The following is a 17,654-nucleotide window of genomic DNA, read 5'->3' as shown; positions in this document are numbered from 1 at the left end:
CTCGCCCATTCCGCCGCCCGTGGGGAGGGCAAAGCGGCCAGCCGACGGGGGGAAAAGCGGCCGGATTGATCAGCGCGGGCGCCGCGCCTCCTGCGGCGGCATGCCCGTCCAGCGCTTGAACGCGCGCCGGAATTCACGCGGGTCGCTGAAGCCCACTGCGCTGCCGACGTCGGCCACGCTCAACGCGCCCGCCTGCAGCAGCTGCAGCGCGCGCTCGGCGCGCACACGATCATGGATCTCGCGGAAGATCCGCCCGCTCTCGGCCAGCTTGCGGCGCAGCGAGCGCTCGCTCAGGTTCAATGTGCGCGCGACTTCGTCGAGCCTGGGTTGCTGCGCCAGGCGGCTGCGCAGCAGGCGCTCCACCGCGGCGACGATCTCCTGATGCGGCTCGCCACCGTCAGGCGTGCGTTGCTGCGCGCACAACGCCAGCGCCTGCTTCGCGGTCAGCGGGTTGTAGCCGGGCAGCGGATGGGGCAGCCACTGCACGTCGATCAGCAGCCGGCAACGCGGTGCGTCGAAGCGCGACTCGCAGCCGAACAGGGCATCGTATTCGTCGGCGTAGGCCGGTCGCGGATAGGCCAGCTCCAGCCGCTGCGGACGCAGCTCCGGGCCGACCAGCTCGCGCGCGATCAGGGTCGAACTTGCAAACAGCTCTTCGCAGAAGAACGGCAGCAGTTCGCCGTCCTCGAACAGCGGCAGGGCCACCATCGCCACGGTGCGCTCGTCCACCGCCTCGAACGAGAGGTCGAGCAGGCAGCCGCAGATCTTGTGGTGCGCGATGCCCGCCTGCATCGCCTCGCCGAAGGTGCGCGAGGTCATCATCGCCAACCCGAGCAGGCCGAAGCCGCCGACGGTGCCTTCGCGGCCGATGCGCAGGCCGGCGTCCGCCACCCCCGCCGCGCGCAGTGCCGCCAGCGCTCGCCGCACGAAACCGGAAGCCTGGCGATACGACACGCGCAGCGCAGGGTCCGCCAGCTGCGTGCGGCTGAGCGCCAGACCGGCGAACCAGCCGCGGCAGTCGATGCCGCAGGCATCGGCGAGCTGGGTCAGGTACAACAGCTTGTTGGTCGGGAACTCCGCGGCGGTGTAGCGCGGATCGTCCGTCGCCGCTGCCGTCGCCGCTGAGGAATGCAGGCCGATCATGCCGGCGGGTCGTGCCATGGTGCCGATGCTCCGACGCAGGCAGGCCGCGACGGCCTGCAGTCCGGACTTTCTAACATGGCGGGGGCGGCGCCCGCTTGCGCGCCGCACAAGCGGGCGCAAGCGTCCGGCGAACGCTTGCGCGCTCCCGGCCCCCGGCTCCTACTCCCCGATCGTCAGCAGCGAGGCGTTGCCGCCCGATGCCGTGGTGTTGATGGTCAGCGTGCGTTCGCCGGCGAAGCGCAGCAGGTAGTGCGGACCGCCGGCCTTGGGACCGGTGCCGGACAGGCCTTCGCCGCCGAACGGCTGCACGCCGACCACCGCGCCGATCTGGTTGCGGTTGACGTAACAGTTGCCGACGCGGGCGTGCTGGCTGATGTAGTGCACGGTGGCGTCGATGCGGCTGTGCACGCCGAGGGTGAGGCCGTAGCCGGTGCTGTTGATCTCGTCGACGACGTTCTTCAGCTCGCTGGCCTTGAAGCGGATCAGGTGCAGCACCGGGCCGAACACCTCGCGCTTGAGCACCGACAGCGAGGGAATCTCGTAGGCGCGCGGCGCGAAGAAGGTGCCGTGCGCGGTGGCGGCCGGGTCCATCGGCGCTTCGGCGATCTTCTTCGCCTCCTTGTCCATGCGTTCGGCGTGGGCCACCAGGATCGCCCTGGCATCCTCATCGATGACCGGGCCGACGTCGGTCGACAGCAGGCCCGGGTCGCCCACCTTCAGCTCGGCCATCGCGCCGGCGAGCATGTCGATCACCTTGTCGGCGATGTCTTCCTGGATGTACAGCACGCGTGCCGCCGAGCAGCGCTGGCCGGCGGACTGGAAGGCCGAGGCGATCACGTCCTTGACGATCTGCTCGGGCAGCGCGGAGGAGTCGGCGATCATCGCGTTCTGGCCGCCGGTCTCGGCCACCAGCACGGCGATCTGCGCGTCGCGCGCCGCCAGCGCGCGGTTGATCGCCCACGCGGTTTCGGTGGCGCCGGTGAACACCACGCCGGCCACGCGCGGGTCGCGGGTGAGCGCGGCGCCCACCGTGGGGCCGTCACCCGGGACGAACTGCAGCACCTCCTTCGGCACGCCGGCCTCGTGCAGCAGCTGCGTGGCGAGATGGCCGATCAGGCTGGTCTGTTCGGCCGGCTTGGCGATCACCGTGTTGCCCGCCGCCAGTGCGGCGCTGACCTGGCCGATGAAGATCGCCAGCGGGAAGTTCCACGGGCTGATGCCCACGAACACGCCGCGACCGCCCAGGTACAACTGGTTGGTCTCGCCGGTGGGGCCGGGCAGTTGCTCGGGTTCGGCAAACAGGCGGCGCGCCATGGTGGCGTAGTAGCGCAGGAAGTCGGCCGCCTCGCGCACTTCGGCGATCGCGTCGGGCAGGCTCTTGCCTGCCTCGCGCACGCACAGCGCGATGAACTCGGCGCGGCGCGCCTCCAGCTGGTCGGCGGCGAATTCGAGCATGGCGGCGCGATTGGCCACCGGCAGGTTGTTCCAGCGGTCCTGCGCCGCCGCCGCGTTGGCCATCGCCCGATCGACGGTGGCCTGGTCGGCGCTGAGGTAGCTGCCGATGATGCGGCGGCGGTCGGACGGATCGGTGACCTGCACCGTGGGGCCCTGGCTGCTGGCGCCGGGCACCAACGGGCCGGCGGCCCACGGGCCCTGCTGCGCGTTGACCGCGGCGGCGAGGTCGTTCAGTTCGTTGTCGTTGGCAAAGTTGACGCCCATGGAATTCTTCCGAAGTTCACCGTAGAGATTGGCCGGCAGCGGGATGCGCGGGTGCGGGATGTGATCGAACGCGCGCACCGTCTCGCAGGGGTCGGCCACGAGCTCGCGCGCGGGCACGTCCTCGTCCACCACGCGGTTGACGAAGCTGGTGTTGGCGCCGTTCTCGAGCAGGCGGCGCACCAGGTAGGGCAGCAGGTCCTCGTGCGAGCCGACCGGTGCGTACACGCGGCAGGGCACGTTGAAGCTCTGCTTGCCGATCACCTCGGCATACAGGTCGCTGCCCATGCCGTGCAGGCGCTGGAACTCGAACGGCCGGCCCTGCGCGATGTGGTGCACGGCGGCGATGGTGTGCGCGTTATGGGTGGCGAACTGCGGATAGATCAGGTTGCCGCCCGCGTTGAACAGGCGCCGCGCGCAGGCCAGATAGGAGACGTCGGTATTCGGCTTGCGGGTGAACACCGGGTAGCCGCCCAGGCCCTGCTCCTGCGCCTTCTTGATCTCGGCGTCCCAGTAGGCACCCTTGACCAGCCGCACGTACCAGCGCCGGCCGCTGGCCAGTGCTGTCTCCACCAGCCAGTCGATCACGAACGGCGTGCGCTTGGCGTACGCCTGCACCACGATGCCCAGGCCGTTCCAGCCTTCCAGCGAGGGGTGCGCGAAGACATCGCCGATCACGTCCAGCGACAGCTCCAGCCGGTCGGCCTCCTCGGCGTCGACCGACAGCGCGATGCCGTGCTTCATCGCCAGCTGCGACAGCTCCAGCAGCTTTTCGGTGAGCGCCTGGTGCGCCCGTGCGCGCTGGGCCACTTCGTAGCGCGGGAACAGCGCCGACAATTTCACCGAGATCGACGGCGCGTCGGTGTGGTTCGCATACGGGCCGCGCGCGCCCAGCGCGGCGATCGCGTTGCGGTAATCCTGCTGGTAGCGCTCGGCGGTGTCGGCGGTCAACGCCGACTCGCCCAGCATGTCGAAGGAGTAGCGGAACACCGCGTTCTCCTTCTTCAGGCTGCGGTCGAGCGCTTCCTCGATATCGCGGCCCATCACGAACTGGTGGCCCATGATGCGCATGGCCTGGCGCACCGCCGCGCGGATCGCGGGGTCGCCCACGCGGGCGACCAGCCGGCGCAGTGCGCCGTTGAAATCGTCGCCGCTGCCGTCGGCCAGGTTGACCAGCCGGCCGGTGAGCAGCAGGCCCCAGGTGGAGGCGTTGACCAGCAGCGATTCGCTGCGGCCCAGATGCTTGCGCCAGTTGGCGTCGCCGAGCTTGTCGCGGATCAGCTTGTCGGTGGTGGTCTTGTCCGGGATGCGCAGCAGCGCCTCGGCCACGCACATCAGCAGGATGCCTTCCTCGCTGGACAGGTCGTACTGGCGCATGAAGGACTCGACCACGCTCTGGTCCTTCGCCCGCGCACGCACGCGGGTGACCAGCGCGGCAGCGCGGTCGACTACCTGTTCGCGTTCCTCCGCCGGCAGCGCAGCCTGGTCGAGCAGGTCGTTGACCGCTTCGGTCTCGTCGCGCAGCCAGGCAGCAGTGATGCGCGCGCGCGCGGGTGTGGTTCGAGCGGGCAGCTCGGGGCTCAGGATGGGTGAGGTCACGGTCGTGTCGGTGCCGGTCGTGGGGGATGGAATAAACCCGCGATTGTACGCTTCGTGCCCGGCCGTGGGGACGCGCCGCCACGCGCGAAAATCCGCCTCGGGCAGGGTGATCTGCCGCACGGGCGCGAATGGCTTGCGGTGCCTGTCGAGCTCACGGTGTGCGTTGATCGAAGTCAATCGGGTGCGACATTCTTGCCCACTGCGCCGCCGCGGCCTATCATTCCGGCAGTTCCAGGCACGCCGGATCTCCATGATCGTGCTTCGACCAGCCAGCGCCGGCTTGCCCTGCGTGACGATGTGGCTCAAGCCCAATCGCTCGCTCAGCCGCCGCGGCCTGCGTCGACTGATCGTGGTTCTGGTGGCATTGGCGCTGACAACGGCAGAACTGGGGGCGTGGCAGGGGAACGTGTTTGCTCCGCTGTTTGCCCTGGTGGAATCCGCCGCCATGGCCATCGCGTTGAGCGTGGCCTGGCGGGCCGGCGACCGCTGCGAGCGCATCACTCTCGACGAATCGTCGCTGGAGGTGCAGTCGCTGCCGGGCCGGCGTTGCACTCGCTTCCAGTCTTGCTGGGTGCGCGTGCGGCTGGATACCGGCAATGGACGCCTGGTGTTGACATCGCACGGCCGCGATCTGGAGATCGGCGCGTTTCTGGCGGCAACGGAACGCGTCGAGCTGGCGAAGCGACTCAGGGTGCTGCTGGCCGGCTCGACCGGAACGTGGCGCAAACAGCAATGACAAAGGTGCAAGACATGACATCTGGCGGGATCAGGCGATCAATCATGGCGACGGCGGGCCTTGCCCTTGCGACGTTCGGCGGTGCCGTGCAGGCGAATCCGCATCCATGGCAGCTGAACATGGAGCGCGGCGCGAGCACCTGGTCGCACGTCCCCTACGATCTGAACAACATCTCGCTGTGGGTTTGCGTGGTGATCGGCGTGCTGGTGTTCGGCGCCATGTTCGTCGCGATGTTCCGCTTCCGCAAATCGCGCGGCGCGGTGGCCGAGAAGTGGGCGCACAACACCGTGCTGGAAGTGGTCTGGACCACGATTCCGGTGCTGATCCTGATCACCCTGGCCTACCTCGCCACCGGCGGCCTCACCAGCTGGGCCGATACCACCGGCTCGCAGATGACGGTGAAGGTCACCGGCTACCAGTGGAAGTGGCGCTACGACTACGTCAGCTACATGGGCAAGCCGATCGACAAGGTCGGCTTCATGTCCAGGCTGGACAAGCAGAGCGACGACACCCGCCAGCTCGATTCGGGCATGGACCCGTATGCGGTCAAGGTGGGCGACGAGCAGACCTACCTGCTCAACGTCGACAAGCCGCTGGTGGTGCCGGTCGACACCAAGATCCGCTTCATCATCACCGGCGGCGACGTGATCCATTCGTGGTGGGTGCCGGCGCTGGGCTGGAAGCTCGACGCGATCCCCGGCATTGTCAACGCGGCCTGGACCAACATCAAGGAGCCGGGCACGTACCGCGGCCAGTGCGCCGAGCTGTGCGGCCAGGACCACGGCTTCATGCCGATCGTGGTGGTGGCCAAGTCGGAGGCGGACTTCGCCAAGTGGCTGGCCGAGCAGGAAGCCGCTTCCGGCAAGTCCCTGTCGCCCCCCGCGCCGATCGACGCGGGCACGGCGGCCACTGCCGCGGCGACCACTCCGCCGGGCTGAGCCCGACCCCATCCGCGTTTTCGTTGCAGTCGCATTCCATTACAGGTTAGAGGTGCATGGCCATGTCCTACGCAGCCACCCATGATCAGCACGATGATCACCACGGCGCGCCGAAGAGTTTCTTCCAACGCTGGTGCATGTCCACCAATCACAAGGACATCGGTACGCTGTACCTGATCTTCGCGCTGACGATGTTCTTCATCGGCGGCAGTTTCGCGATGACCATCCGCGCCGAGTTGTTCAAGCCCGGCCTGCAGCTGGTGCAGCCGTACTTCTTCAACGAGCTGACCACCATGCACGGCCTGATCATGATCTTCGGCGCGATCATGCCGGCGTTCGTGGGCCTGGGTAACTGGATGATCCCGCTGATGGTGGGCGCGCCGGACATGGCGCTGCCGCGCATGAACAACCTGTCGTTCTGGATTCTTCCGTTCGCCTTCCTGCTGATGCTGTCCACGCTGTTCTCGCCGGGCGGCGCGCCGGCCGGCGGCTGGACGATGTATCCGCCGCTGTCGCTGCAGAGCGATTCGCTGGCCTACGTGGTGTTCGCCATCCATCTGATGGGCATCAGCTCGATCATGGGCGCGATCAACATCATCGCCACCATCCTCAACATGCGCGCGCCGGGCATGGACCTGCTGAAGATGCCGGTGTTCGTGTGGAGCTGGCTGATCACCGCGTTCCTGCTGATCGCCGTGATGCCGGTGCTGGCCGGCGCGGTGACCATGCTGCTGACCGACAAGTACTTCGGCACCAGCTTCTTCAATCCGGGCGGCGGCGGCGACCCCGTGCTGTACCAGCACGTGTTCTGGTTCTTCGGCCACCCCGAGGTCTACATCATGATCCTGCCGGCGTTCGGGATCATCTCGGAGATCGTGCCCACCTTCGCGCGCAAGCCGATCTTCGGCTACAAGGCGATGGTGTTCGCGCTCGCCTGCATCGCGTTCCTGTCGTTCATCGTGTGGGCGCACCACATGTTCGCGGTGGGCCTGCCGCTGGGCGCGGACCTGTTCTTCATGTACGCCACCATGCTGATCGCGGTGCCTACCGGCGTGAAGGTGTTCAACTGGGTGGCCACCATGTGGGGCGGCTCGATGACCTTCGAGACCCCGATGCTGTTCGCCATCGCGTTCATCATCCTGTTCACCATCGGCGGCTTCTCCGGCCTGATGCTGGCCCTGGTGCCGGCCGACTTCCAGTACCAGGACACCTATTTCGTGGTGGCGCATTTCCACTACGTGCTGGTGACCGGCGCATTGTTCGCGATCATTGCGGCGGCCTACTACTGGCTGCCGAAGTGGGCCGGCAACATGTACAGCGAGTTCTGGGGCAAGGTGCACTTCTGGTGCAGCGTGGTGTTCGTGAACGTGCTGTTCTTCCCGCAGCACTTCCTCGGCCTGGCCGGCATGCCGCGGCGCATCCCCGATTACAACGTGGCGTTCGCCAACTTCAACATGGTCAGCTCGATCGGTGGCTTCCTGTTCGGTGCCTCGCAGCTGATCTTCCTCGGCGTGGTGATCCACTGCGTGTTCTTCTCCAGGAAGAAGGCCACCGACCGCGTGTGGGAAGGCGCCAAGGGACTGGAATGGACCGTGCCTTCGCCGGCGCCGCACCATACCTTCTCGGTGCCGCCGGTGATCCATGACGAAGAGCTGGCGCACGGCAACGTGCACGCCTGATCGGCGGGGAAGCCGTGGAAATGACACAGCCGGTTGACGACATCCACGCCGCGGACCAGCGCCGCGGCGTGCGCCGCACGGTGAAGATCCTGGTCGCGGTAGTGATCGGCTTCTATCTGCTGGCGTTCCTGCAGATCCTGCTGATGAAATAACCGCGCCAGCACCTTTCCACTTCAATCACCCGGGTCGGCACGACCGGCAGGCAGGTCCCCGAGCGGCATGGCGGGGCAGAGTCATCAAGAGAAATCCACGGGGTCTCAGCATGGGTCAGCAACACGACGTTTACTTTGTACCGGCCAAGAGCTACTGGCCGATCGTCGCCGCGGTCGTCATGTTCATCTTCATGTTCGGTGCCGGGCACTGGCTCAACGCCGAGCCGGGTGCGACCGGTTTCGGCAAATCGGTGTTCGTCCTCGGCGTGATCGGCGTGCTGGGGATGTTCTTCGGCTGGTTCCGTTCGGTCATCCGCGAATCGCTGGCCGGCGACTACAACCACCAGGTCGATACCTCGTTCCGCATGGGGATGATGTGGTTCATCTTCTCCGAGGTGATGTTCTTCGGTGCGTTCTTCGGTGCGCTGTTCTACATCCGCATGTTCTCGGTGCCGTGGCTCGGTGGCGAAGGCCATGGCGTATTGACCCACCAGTTCCTGTGGAGCGACTACACCGCGGCCTGGGGTGCCAACGGCGGCAATGGTCCGGCGAAGATCGGCGGGGCGTTCGAAACGGTGCCTGCGTGGGGGCTGCCGTTGCTGAACACGCTGATCCTGCTGACCTCCAGCGTCACCGTGACGATCGCCCACCACGCCCTGCGCGCCGGGCATCGCGGCCGGATCCTGCTGTTCCTGGGCCTGACCGTGCTGCTGGGCGCCACCTTCCTGTACTTCCAGGCGCACGAGTACATCGAGGCCTACCACGAGCTCAACCTCACCCTGGGCAGCGGCGTCTACGGCTCGACCTTCTTCATGCTGACCGGCTTCCATGGCCTGCACGTGACCCTGGGCACGATCATGCTGGCGGTGATCTGGCTGCGCGTGCTGAAGGGCCACTTCAGCAAGGACCATCACTTCGGCTTCGAGGCGGTGGCCTGGTACTGGCACTTCGTCGACGTGGTGTGGCTGGGCTTGTTCATGTTCGTCTACATCCTCTGAGCGTCGGTCTGCACTCGCTTGCACCGGCCCGCCACTGGCGGGCCGGTTCGTTTCCGGGCGCCGGAATGTGTGCGGGTATGGAGCCTGGAGTGGTGTGCCCCCTGTGGTGGCCGCCGGCATGCCGTGCTGTCTGCCTGCCGAATCTGCCGAACCGTAGCCGGTCAGCCATCAATTTGTGACGGATGTGGTTGTATCCGGTACAAGTTTAGTGTATAGGTTCAGGCCCGCCGCCAGGCGGGGACGAGCGCCAAGCGGTGCCGTCGGTTCGCCATGCTGGTTGGAGTGGCAAGGGTTGGGGGGATGGAGATGTTTCGCTTTCTGCGTCGTAAAGCCAACCGCTGGCTCTTGCTGCTGGCGGCTGTGGACATGGTGCTGCTGGGCTTTTCGCTCAACGCGGCCATGTACCTGCGTTATTTCAATCGGCCTGCCGATCTGGCCCAGTTCTCCCACCACATGCCCGAGCGCTCGCTGGCGTTCGCCGTGATCATGCTGCTGGCGATGGTCGCCCTGGGTCACTACCAGTCGCACATGCGAACGAGCTGGTTCGGCGTGCTGGCGCGCCAGAGCGTGGGTTTCGTGCTCGGTGGCGTGGGCGTCTTCATCATGTATTACCTGCTGCCGCAGGCCTATGTCGGCCGCGGCGTGCTGACCATCGCGCTGCTGCTGTCCTTCGCCCTGATGATGGGCTTCCGGCTGGTGTTCCTGCGCCTGGTGGACGCGGTGGTGTTCCAGCGCCGGGTGCTGATCCTGGGTGCAGGCAAGCGTGCCTCGCAGATCCAGACGCGCATGCGCCGCCACGCCGACCGGATCGGCTTCAACGTGCTCGGTTTCGTGCCGCGCGAGGGCGAGGAGGTGCAGGTCGGCGCGATGTCCCTGGTGCGCCCCGAGGGTTCGCTGGTGGACTGGGCGCTGCATCGCCAGGTGGACGAGATCGTGGTCGGCGTGGACGACCGGCGCGGCGGGCTGCCCATGCGCGACCTGCTGGAGTGCCGTCAGAACGGCATCGACGTGACCGACCTGGCGACCTTCTTCGAACGCGAGTCCGGCCGCGTGCAGCTGTCGCTGACCGATCCCTCCTGGCTGGTGTTCTCCGGCGGCTTCGATGCCACTCCGCTGCGCCGCTTCAGCAAGCGCTGCTCGGATCTGCTGATCGCCACGCTGGTGCTGCTGCTGACCTGGCCGCTGATGCTGCTGGTGGCGCTGGCCATCCGCATCGAGTCCGGTGCCGGCCAGCCCATTCTCTACCGGCAGGAGCGCGTCGGCGCACGCGGCAAGACGTTCCAGCTGATCAAGTTCCGCAGCATGCGCACCGACGCGGAGCTGGACGGCATCGCGCGCTGGGCGAACAAGGACGACGACCGGGTGACCCGGGTGGGCCGCTTCACGCGCAAGGTGCGCCTGGACGAGCTGCCACAGTTGTGGAACGTGCTCAAGGGCGAGATGAGCTTCATCGGCCCGCGGCCCGAGCGGCCGCAATTCGTGATCGACCTTGGCCAGAAGATCCGCTACTACGATCTGCGTCATTGCCTCAAGCCCGGTCTGGCCGGCTGGGCGCAGCTGCGTTATCCGTATGGCGCGTCCGAGGCCGATGCCGAGGAAAAGCTCAAGTACGATCTGTACTACGTCAAGAACCACAACCTGCTGTTCGACCTGCTGATCCTGTTCCAGACGGTCGAAGTGGTGCTGTTCCGCCGCGGCGCACGCTGATTGGCGGTTCCCTCCGGGCCGGCCGGCCCGGCAAGCTTGAACCCGTCTTCCGGACCTGCGGCGTGGTTGGCGCGTCATGGCTGCCGGGCCAGCTATGACGCCGCATTGTGTGGTGATACGCTTTCCGGGCACGGGGCATTCAGGATAATCAGCTACCCAGCTCAAGCCGCCGGCTTGGCGAGGCTGGGTCGTTGGCATCGGCCTACCTATGGATTCCCCCCATGTCCCGCACCGATCAGATTGCGCCGAACAGGCCTGCAGCACCGACCCGGGGCAGCGGCGAGATGCCCGCTCCGTCATCATTGCGCGCGCAACGCACGCGTACCGCGCTGCTCGGTGGCGGCGTGATGCTGATGCTGCTGTTCACTGCGGTATCGCTGCTGCTGGCGCGCGATGACGAACCGCGACCGCTGACCTACCGTCCGATGGCCGCCGCGCCGGCGCCAGCCAGGCTGCCGGCGGCCCCCGCCAGGCCTTCGCCGCTTGCCGCGGAGAAGCTCGGAAATGCCGCTGACGCCAGGGTCTCCCCCACCATCGCGGCGGCGACGAGCCGACGCGCGACCCGGGTCGATGCTGCCGCGGTGGCGCCGCCGGCGAACGCGCCGCGCGCCCGCGCGACCACGACCGAAGCGACGCCCCGTCCGGTCCCCCGCGTTGTCGGTGGCGTTGTCGGTGTGCAGCCGCTGGTGGCGGCCACCGGTGCCTCCTCCCGCAGCACCGCTGCAAGGCATGCGGTCGGCGTGCCAGCCGGGCTGACCGGGTCGATCGGCCGCGATTCCTCCGCGGTGCAGGGCGCGCCGCGGGCGGCTGCGTTCAGCGCTGTGCCGGTGCGACCGCAAGCCGTGACGCTGGCGGCGCATCCACGGCTGCTTCTGGACTCCTCCACGCTGACCGCGCTGCGCCAGCGCGCGGCGGCGAACACGCCGCAATGGACGGCGCTGAAAGCCACCTGCGATTCCTACATCGGCGGCACGGTGGCGTATCCCACCGGCAACCAGTACCCCGACAAGCCGAACCTCGGCTCGGGCTACCAGGGCGAATCCTATCTGCCGGCGCTGCTGGCCGAAGGCATGTGCTACCAGGTGCTGAAGTCCAGCAATGCGGCGGCCGCGGCACCCTACGGCGCCAAGGCGGTCGACATCCTGATGAAGATGTCGATGCCCTACCCGGGCAGCAACGGCTGGGACCCGTGCACCGACAGCGGTTACGGCATCCGCTTCTACGGCGTGGGTTACGGCCTGGGCTATGACTGGGTCTACGACCTGCTGACCGCGTCCCAGCGCACGCAAATCTACACCACCGCGAACGCGTGGATCGCCGCGTGGGAAAAGTCCGGCGGGTGTGCTTCGTTTGCCTACGATGGCAATCCCATCGGCAACTACTACGCCGGTTACTTCCACGCCAAGGCGGTGATCTCGCTGGCCACCTACGGCGAAAATCCCAGCGCGCCGGCGCAGTGGACCGACTGGCTGGGCAACCAGTTCGGCGCGCGGGTGCAGCCGTACTATCGCCTGCACATGCTCGGTGGCGGCTGGCCGGAGGGTTACGGCAACTACGCGCCGCTGAGCATCCTCAACATGAGCTTGCCCGCGCGCGAAGTGAAGACCGCCACCGGGCAGGACCTGCTGCATGCCAGCGCGCCGTATACCTTCCCGGTGGACAGTGCCGACTACTCGATGCATTTCACCTGGCCGTCGCTGGTCTACTTCGACGACCGTGACGACAACCACTCCAACGGCGATCCCTCCTCGCCGCCGCCGGGCACGACCCCGGTCGGCATGTTCCAGCAGATCATCGGTGCGTTGAGCTACTGGCAATCGCCCAAGGTCGCGGTGTTCAACCAGTACCTCGCGGCGGTCGACCAGGCCACCGGCGGGTACAGTGATGCGCCGGCCTGGCTGCAGTTCCTGGCGATCGATCCGAATGCGCCGAAGGCGGCGCTGAGCACCTTGCCGCTGTCCTATTTCGCGCCGGGCATGAACGCCGTCGCGGCACGCTCGGACTGGACCACCGCCGCCAGCTGGATGTCGTTCCGCGCCGGCCCCTACACCAACAACCCCGCCGCCGGGCACGAGTTCTTCGACCAGGGCAGCCTCGCGCTGGTGCGCGGCGGCTCGCCGCTGCTGGTCAATGCCGGCGGCTGGCTGGTGCACGAGCCTGGCGGCAACGCCGACGAGACGAAGATCTTCAACGACAACTACGGCGACCTCGACGGTACCCAGTACAGCGGCAACCGGCAGCTGTACAACATCTTCTACGTGCGCAGCATGAGCGGCAGCTCGGTGGCGCAGCGTTTCGGCCAGGAGGCCAATACCACCGAGGACGATGGCGTGCGCACCGCGGTGTCGGCCTACGAGGACGGCAACGGCTACGTCTACATGCTGGCTACCCACCTGGAGGACATGTATCGCACCTTCTCCGCCGGGCCGGCGGTGTCGGCATGGTCGCGGCAAGTCGTCTACCTGCGTCCGAACCGTTTCGTCGTCTACGACCGCACCACCGAAGGCAGCACTGGCTACGACCAGTACCTGGCCTGGCATTTCCCGGCCAACCCGGCCGCGGGCAGCGCGCCGGCGGGACAGCACCGCTTCGACGTCAGCTACAACGGCCAGTACGTGGGCGCGATGACCACCGTGCTGCCGACCGGCAACAAGACCACGACGGTCGGCATGTATCCGGGCGACAACCCGATCAAGGCGTGGCAGGTGCAGGTGCGCCCGCCCGACACCAGCGCCAGCCAGCGATGGCTGACCGTGTTCGACCTGTCCGGCACCGCCGCCAAGGTCGCCACGGCCAGCCCGGTGACGGTGAGCCAGGGCGGCATCGTCGGGGTGGAACTGCTCGCCAGCGACGGCAACGCCGTGGTGGTGAGCAGCAGCGGCGCCCCCGGCACCGCGCTCAGCGGCAACCTCGTCTACGGAGTGCAGCCGTTGTCGGCCTACCACGTGGTCACCGACCTGCTCCCGGACACCGGCTACACGGTGACCACCTCGGCCAACGCCGGGTTGCGCAACGTCAACATCAGCGTGGGCGGCACCACCATGAGCAGCCACAAGGGTGTACTCAGCTTCTACGTGACGACCGACGGCACGGTGCAGGGCAACCCGCCGCCACCGCCGACGCCGGTTTACGTCCCGGTGCCGATCAGCGCGCTGCCGGTTCCCGGCTTTCCGGCACCGTACAAGCCCGGCGGTTGAGCCGGACCGCGACCGGCGTTCGCACCGGTCGCGGCAGACGCACCTCCGGGCGGTGGTCGCGGTCGATCAGGGCGAGTGCGGCGTGTCGCGCGTTCACTGGCCCTGCGGCGGGCTGCTGTGCGCGGCCACATGCAGCGGGTACAGCGGTGAGCTGTACCAGTCGACCACCTTGCCGTTCTCGAAGCGCACCCATGATGGGCCGTACTCCCAGCGCTGATCGCTGGCCATCAGCGTGGGTTCGCCTTCGATGCTGCGCACGCTGGCGGCATCCATGCCCAGGCCCCACGCCGGCCGTTCCGCCGGCGCTGTCGCCGTGGCGCGATGCGTCGGCGGCTGCACGGTTTCGGCGGGCGGGGCCGCGGGCGGCGCGGGCGGTTCGCCCGGCCACAGCCACCACGCCGCAATGGCAGCGGCCGGCAGCAACAACCAGCGGCGGGAACGCCGCCGTGTCGCGAGTACCCGCTGCGTCGCCGCGGCCGACCCGGCTTCGCCCCTCGGCGGCTGGGACGGCCGCACGCCCGCGGCGCCGGGCAGGCGGCCATGCGTGCGGTGGAACTCCATCGCCATGCCGTACATCGCGGTGAGCTGCTGCAGCCGCTGCGCGGCGACGCCGCGCGAATCCTCGTCGCGACGGTCCGGGTGCAGCACCGACACCCGGCGCCGGTACGCGTGCTTGAATTCGTCCAGGCCACAACCCGGTTCGAGACCGAGCAAGCGGTAGAGGTCGAGAAAATCGGTCTCGCGCGCCACGTCGTGCTTCCCCTTGAATGCCGCAAGCCGGGCCACGTGCCGCGCACCATCCGTGCACCGGCTGCCGTGCGGAACTATACCTGCTGGACGCCGCGGCCGCGGCGCACCCTCGCTGCCTCGTGCTAGCGTGACGCACCGAAAACGGCGGGAGGCGACGATGGCCAGGGGCCTGACTGCAAGCTTGCGGGGTGTGGCGTTGGGCGTGGCGGAATTGCCGGGGGTGCGTCTGCTCGCGCGGCCGGTCTATCGCCACCTGTTTGCCCGCGACGTGTTGCCCGGCAATGCCTACGGCGGCGTGTTTGCCAGTGTCGAGGCGGCGCGTGCCGGGGCACCGGCATCGTTGCCGACCAGCTACGACCAGCCGCAGTCGGGCGAGCTCTACGCCGACCGGCTGGAGCGTGTGCAGATCGTGGATTACCCGGTGCTGTTCTGGCTCTCGCGACTGTTTGCCGGCGACGCGCGGAAATTGTTCGACCTGGGCGGCAACGTGGGCACCAGCTATTTCGGTTTCCGCCACCACCTGCCGTATCCCGATGACCTGCGCTGGCTGGTGCACGACGTGCCCGCCGTGGTCGCGGCCGGGCGCGCGCTGGCCGAGCGCGAGGATGGCGCCGGCAAGCTCGGCTTCACCGACTCTCCGCAGGACGCCGACGGTTGCGACGTGCTGCTCTGCAGCGGCGTGCTGCAGTACCTCGACTACTCGCTGCCGCAGTTGCTGCAACCATTGCGCGCGCCGCCGCGCCACGTATTGGTCAACGTGACGCCGCTGCACCCCGAGCGCAGCTTCGTGACCCTGCAGCGTGTCACCCGGCGCCGGGTCGGCATCGCCAACTGCCCGTACAGGGTTTCCGCGGTGGGCGCCTTCGTCGACGAGTTCACAAAAGCCGGCTACAGCGTGGTCGACCACTGGTCGACGACCGAGCGCCACATGCGCATTCCGTTCGAGCCGGACCATTCGATCGATCGTTACCACGGATTCTGTTTCCGCCGCGACTGAGCTTGCGGGGCGCCGGGGCGCGGGGCACACTGCCGCTTCGATTCCGTGGCGCAGCTTGCGGCCGGCGGGTCGCGGGAGGGGGCATGTCGGGTCCATCGTCCAAGTGGCTGGAAGTCGCCTGGGATCAGTTCGATCCCTGGCGGATACAGGGCGTGCGGCATCATCTGGCGACGCACCCCGCGCTGCAGTTGCCGGCCCTGGTCGAGCTGGGCAAGCGGCTGGAAGCGCGTGGCCGCGTGCGCTCGCACAGCGGCGATGCCACTGCGGGCACGTCGTTCAACGAAGCACCCCGGTTGCATCCCAACGCCAAGGGTGTCGAGGCGACGCTGAGCGACATCGAGCATGCCGCGGCGTGGACTTCGCTGCTCAACGTGCAATCCGATCCGCAGTACCGCGCCGTCGTCGACGAGGTACTCGACTCGGTCCGGCCGCAGGTGGAGGCGGTCGACCCGGGCATGTGCTATCGCGCCGGCTGGATCTTCCTCACTTCGCCCGGGGCGGTGACGCCGTTCCACATGGACAAGGAACACAACTTCATCCTGCAGGTGCACGGCCGCAAGCGGATCTACGTCTGGGACCATCGCGACACGCAGGTGGTCAGCGAGCATGCGCGCGATCGCTTCCATCGCACCCATTCGCGCGAGCTGCTGCAGTGGCGCGAGGAGTATCGCGAGCGAGCCCGGGTGTTCGAGCTGGAACCCGGGATGGGCGCGTACATGCCCTCGACCAGTCCGCACATGGTCGAGAACGGCGATGGCCCGTCGATCACCATGAGCTTCACCTATTACACCCGCGCGACCCGGCGCAACTCCCTCCTGCATCGCACCCACGACATGCTGCGCCGGCTGGGCTGGGTGCCGCCGGCGGTGGATCGCTTCCCGTTGTTCGACGCCGCCACGCTGGCGGCCGGCGGGCTCTACATCGGCAGCAAGCGGCTGGCGCTACGACTGGCCGGCGCGTCCGTCGATTCGGACGCCGCACCGTACGCCAAGGTTGGCGACTCGTGATGTCCGGCCGGCGACGCGGCGGTCGCCGGGCCTGGCGCGTGCTCATGCTGGCCTGCATTCCGCTGACCGCAGCCGGCGTCGACCGGCCAGCTCCTCCCGCGCCGCCTACGCTCGGCGCCCACACCTTGCTGGCGCAGGCCGATCATCGCGGCCGCAGCCCCGCCGTGACCGCGCCGCTCGACACCGCGCCGGCGGGCAGTGCGTTGCTGGTGCTCAATGGCGGCTTCGCCAGCAACGCGGCGGCGCCGACCGACAGTTATGGGCGGCACTGGACCCAGGTGGGTCCGACCGCCGTCTACGACGGCTACCAGGGCCGTTTCGACGTGAAGGCCTACGTGTCGCTGGCCGGCCCGGGCGGCCGGCACCATACGGTCAGCATCGACAAGCCGGGTGAGCCGGAGCGCGAGATCACCATCCCCTTCGTGGAAATCCGCCATGCCGGCGTGCTGCAGGATTTCGCCCAGAATTACCCCGCGCCCAATCTGGTCCAGCGCATCGCGGGCAAGCTCAAGCGCACGGTGGAGGGCATGCTCTCCGATCCGGCCGACCGCTTCAGCGTGACCAGCGGCGAGGTCACCACGACCGGGCCGGCCACGTTGATCGCGGTGTGGTGGGGTGACGGCAATGTACGCCGGATGAGCGCCGTGCCGGACAACGGTTTCACCGTGATCGACAGCTATCTGCAACTGCCGCCGATAAGCGGCGTGCAGTGCGCGGTGGCTTACCGCCAGGTCGACCGTGCCGGCACCTACCGGGTGAGCTGGAGCGGCAGCCCGCGCCAGCGGGCGATCCTGTGGCTGTTCGCGTTCCAGTCCGCCGCGCCATAGTCCACCTGCATAGCACGCAGTCAGTCTGAATGGCGTGCCCCATTGCACAGTTCGACGCGGTTCTGCGCTAATCTTGTCGTCCAGAGGCTGGTTTGGCAGACGACGCGATGAGCGGGTGCTCCCAGGCGGCTTCGCTGGGCAGATGCCGGCCGATCCGCGGTGCCTCGCGAATCGCGCGCATCCTGCCCGAGGGAGATCGGCGCGTGTC

13 protein-coding genes are annotated in these 17,654 nt (G+C 67.9%); 10 read left to right on the top strand and 3 right to left on the bottom strand.

Going from position 1 to position 17,654, the window contains the following annotated elements; translation table 11 throughout:
* Nucleotides 1-69 precede the first annotated feature (69 nt).
* The gene (locus tag ACVCMI_RS00065; protein WP_447097917.1) at nucleotides 70-1,161 is read right to left on the bottom strand and encodes an AraC family transcriptional regulator; all 1,092 of its coding nucleotides are present in this window, start codon (nucleotides 1,159-1,161) and stop codon (nucleotides 70-72) included.
* Between the two features lie 141 nt (nucleotides 1,162-1,302).
* Entirely contained in the window at nucleotides 1,303-4,458 is a 3,156-nt protein-coding gene (gene putA, locus ACVCMI_RS00060; protein WP_447097918.1) for a bifunctional proline dehydrogenase/L-glutamate gamma-semialdehyde dehydrogenase PutA, read from the bottom strand.
* Nucleotides 4,459-4,753: 295 nt separating this feature from the next.
* Between putA and ACVCMI_RS00055 the strand changes: the two genes are divergently transcribed.
* The 7 genes from ACVCMI_RS00055 (at nucleotide 4,754) to ACVCMI_RS00025 (ending at nucleotide 13,865) form a co-directional block, all read left to right on the top strand.
* On the top strand, nucleotides 4,754-5,194 hold the full coding sequence (locus tag ACVCMI_RS00055) for a DUF2244 domain-containing protein (protein WP_395121268.1): 441 nt from the start codon (nucleotides 4,754-4,756) through the stop codon (nucleotides 5,192-5,194).
* 14 nt (nucleotides 5,195-5,208) lie between these two features.
* Nucleotides 5,209-6,132, top strand: a complete 924-nt coding sequence (gene coxB, locus ACVCMI_RS00050) for a cytochrome c oxidase subunit II (RefSeq protein ID WP_447097919.1) — start codon at nucleotides 5,209-5,211, stop codon at nucleotides 6,130-6,132.
* 62 nt (nucleotides 6,133-6,194) lie between these two features.
* Complete coding sequence (ctaD, locus tag ACVCMI_RS00045; RefSeq protein WP_395121266.1) at nucleotides 6,195-7,811, top strand: cytochrome c oxidase subunit I; 1,617 nt, start codon at nucleotides 6,195-6,197, stop codon at nucleotides 7,809-7,811.
* Between the two features lie 20 nt (nucleotides 7,812-7,831).
* A complete protein-coding gene (locus ACVCMI_RS00040) occupies nucleotides 7,832-7,963 on the top strand; it encodes a hypothetical protein (RefSeq protein ID WP_395120386.1) in 132 nt (43 codons plus the stop codon).
* Between the two features lie 110 nt (nucleotides 7,964-8,073).
* The gene (locus ACVCMI_RS00035) at nucleotides 8,074-8,961 is read left to right on the top strand and encodes a cytochrome c oxidase subunit 3 (protein WP_395120385.1); all 888 of its coding nucleotides are present in this window, start codon (nucleotides 8,074-8,076) and stop codon (nucleotides 8,959-8,961) included.
* Between the two features lie 306 nt (nucleotides 8,962-9,267).
* Nucleotides 9,268-10,668, top strand: coding sequence for a TIGR03013 family XrtA/PEP-CTERM system glycosyltransferase (locus tag ACVCMI_RS00030; protein WP_447097920.1), 1,401 nt, complete (start codon nucleotides 9,268-9,270; stop codon nucleotides 10,666-10,668).
* Between the two features lie 221 nt (nucleotides 10,669-10,889).
* Nucleotides 10,890-13,865 (top strand): hypothetical protein, encoded by a 2,976-nt coding sequence (locus ACVCMI_RS00025; protein WP_447097921.1) that lies wholly within the window; start codon nucleotides 10,890-10,892, stop codon nucleotides 13,863-13,865.
* A 93-nt stretch (nucleotides 13,866-13,958) separates the two neighbouring features.
* On the opposite strand, the gene ACVCMI_RS00020 is transcribed toward ACVCMI_RS00025, so the two are convergent.
* Nucleotides 13,959-14,615: a J domain-containing protein gene (locus ACVCMI_RS00020; protein WP_447097922.1), complete on the bottom strand. Its 657-nt coding sequence runs from the start codon at nucleotides 14,613-14,615 to the stop codon at nucleotides 13,959-13,961.
* A 157-nt stretch (nucleotides 14,616-14,772) separates the two neighbouring features.
* Between ACVCMI_RS00020 and ACVCMI_RS00015 the strand changes: the two genes are divergently transcribed.
* The 3 genes from ACVCMI_RS00015 (at nucleotide 14,773) to ACVCMI_RS00005 (ending at nucleotide 17,446) form a co-directional block, all read left to right on the top strand.
* Nucleotides 14,773-15,612 carry a TIGR04325 family methyltransferase gene (locus tag ACVCMI_RS00015; protein WP_447097923.1) on the top strand — a complete coding sequence of 280 codons (840 nt, stop codon included), beginning with the start codon at nucleotides 14,773-14,775 and terminating at the stop codon, nucleotides 15,610-15,612.
* An 83-nt stretch (nucleotides 15,613-15,695) separates the two neighbouring features.
* Nucleotides 15,696-16,619, top strand: a complete 924-nt coding sequence (locus ACVCMI_RS00010; RefSeq protein ID WP_447097924.1) for a cupin-like domain-containing protein — start codon at nucleotides 15,696-15,698, stop codon at nucleotides 16,617-16,619.
* A gap of 44 nt (nucleotides 16,620-16,663) precedes the next feature.
* A complete protein-coding gene (locus tag ACVCMI_RS00005) occupies nucleotides 16,664-17,446 on the top strand; it encodes a hypothetical protein (RefSeq protein WP_447097925.1) in 783 nt (260 codons plus the stop codon).
* Nucleotides 17,447-17,654: the final 208 nt, after the last annotated feature.

The organism is Rhodanobacter sp. UC4448_H15, assembly GCF_052978265.1.
This window is presented reverse-complemented; position numbering and strand designations above follow the sequence as displayed.

Excerpts from the sequence above, each read along its gene's own strand:
- ACVCMI_RS00030 (WP_447097920.1), top strand. The coding sequence starts at position 9,268 with ATGTTTCGCTTTCTGCGTCGTAAAGCCAACCGCTGGCTCTTGCTGCTG.
- ACVCMI_RS00010 (WP_447097924.1), top strand. The coding sequence starts at position 15,696 with ATGTCGGGTCCATCGTCCAAGTGGCTGGAAGTCGCCTGGGATCAGTTC.
- ACVCMI_RS00035 (WP_395120385.1), top strand. The coding sequence starts at position 8,074 with ATGGGTCAGCAACACGACGTTTACTTTGTACCGGCCAAGAGCTACTGG.
- ACVCMI_RS00025 (WP_447097921.1), top strand. The coding sequence starts at position 10,890 with ATGTCCCGCACCGATCAGATTGCGCCGAACAGGCCTGCAGCACCGACC.
- coxB (WP_447097919.1), top strand. The coding sequence starts at position 5,209 with ATGACATCTGGCGGGATCAGGCGATCAATCATGGCGACGGCGGGCCTT.
- ACVCMI_RS00015 (WP_447097923.1), top strand. The coding sequence starts at position 14,773 with ATGGCCAGGGGCCTGACTGCAAGCTTGCGGGGTGTGGCGTTGGGCGTG.
- ctaD (WP_395121266.1), top strand. The coding sequence starts at position 6,195 with ATGTCCTACGCAGCCACCCATGATCAGCACGATGATCACCACGGCGCG.
- ACVCMI_RS00005 (WP_447097925.1), top strand. The coding sequence starts at position 16,664 with ATGCTGGCCTGCATTCCGCTGACCGCAGCCGGCGTCGACCGGCCAGCT.
- ACVCMI_RS00065 (WP_447097917.1), bottom strand. The coding sequence starts at position 1,161 with ATGGCACGACCCGCCGGCATGATCGGCCTGCATTCCTCAGCGGCGACG.
- ACVCMI_RS00055 (WP_395121268.1), top strand. The coding sequence starts at position 4,754 with ATGTGGCTCAAGCCCAATCGCTCGCTCAGCCGCCGCGGCCTGCGTCGA.
- ACVCMI_RS00040 (WP_395120386.1), top strand. The coding sequence starts at position 7,832 with ATGACACAGCCGGTTGACGACATCCACGCCGCGGACCAGCGCCGCGGC.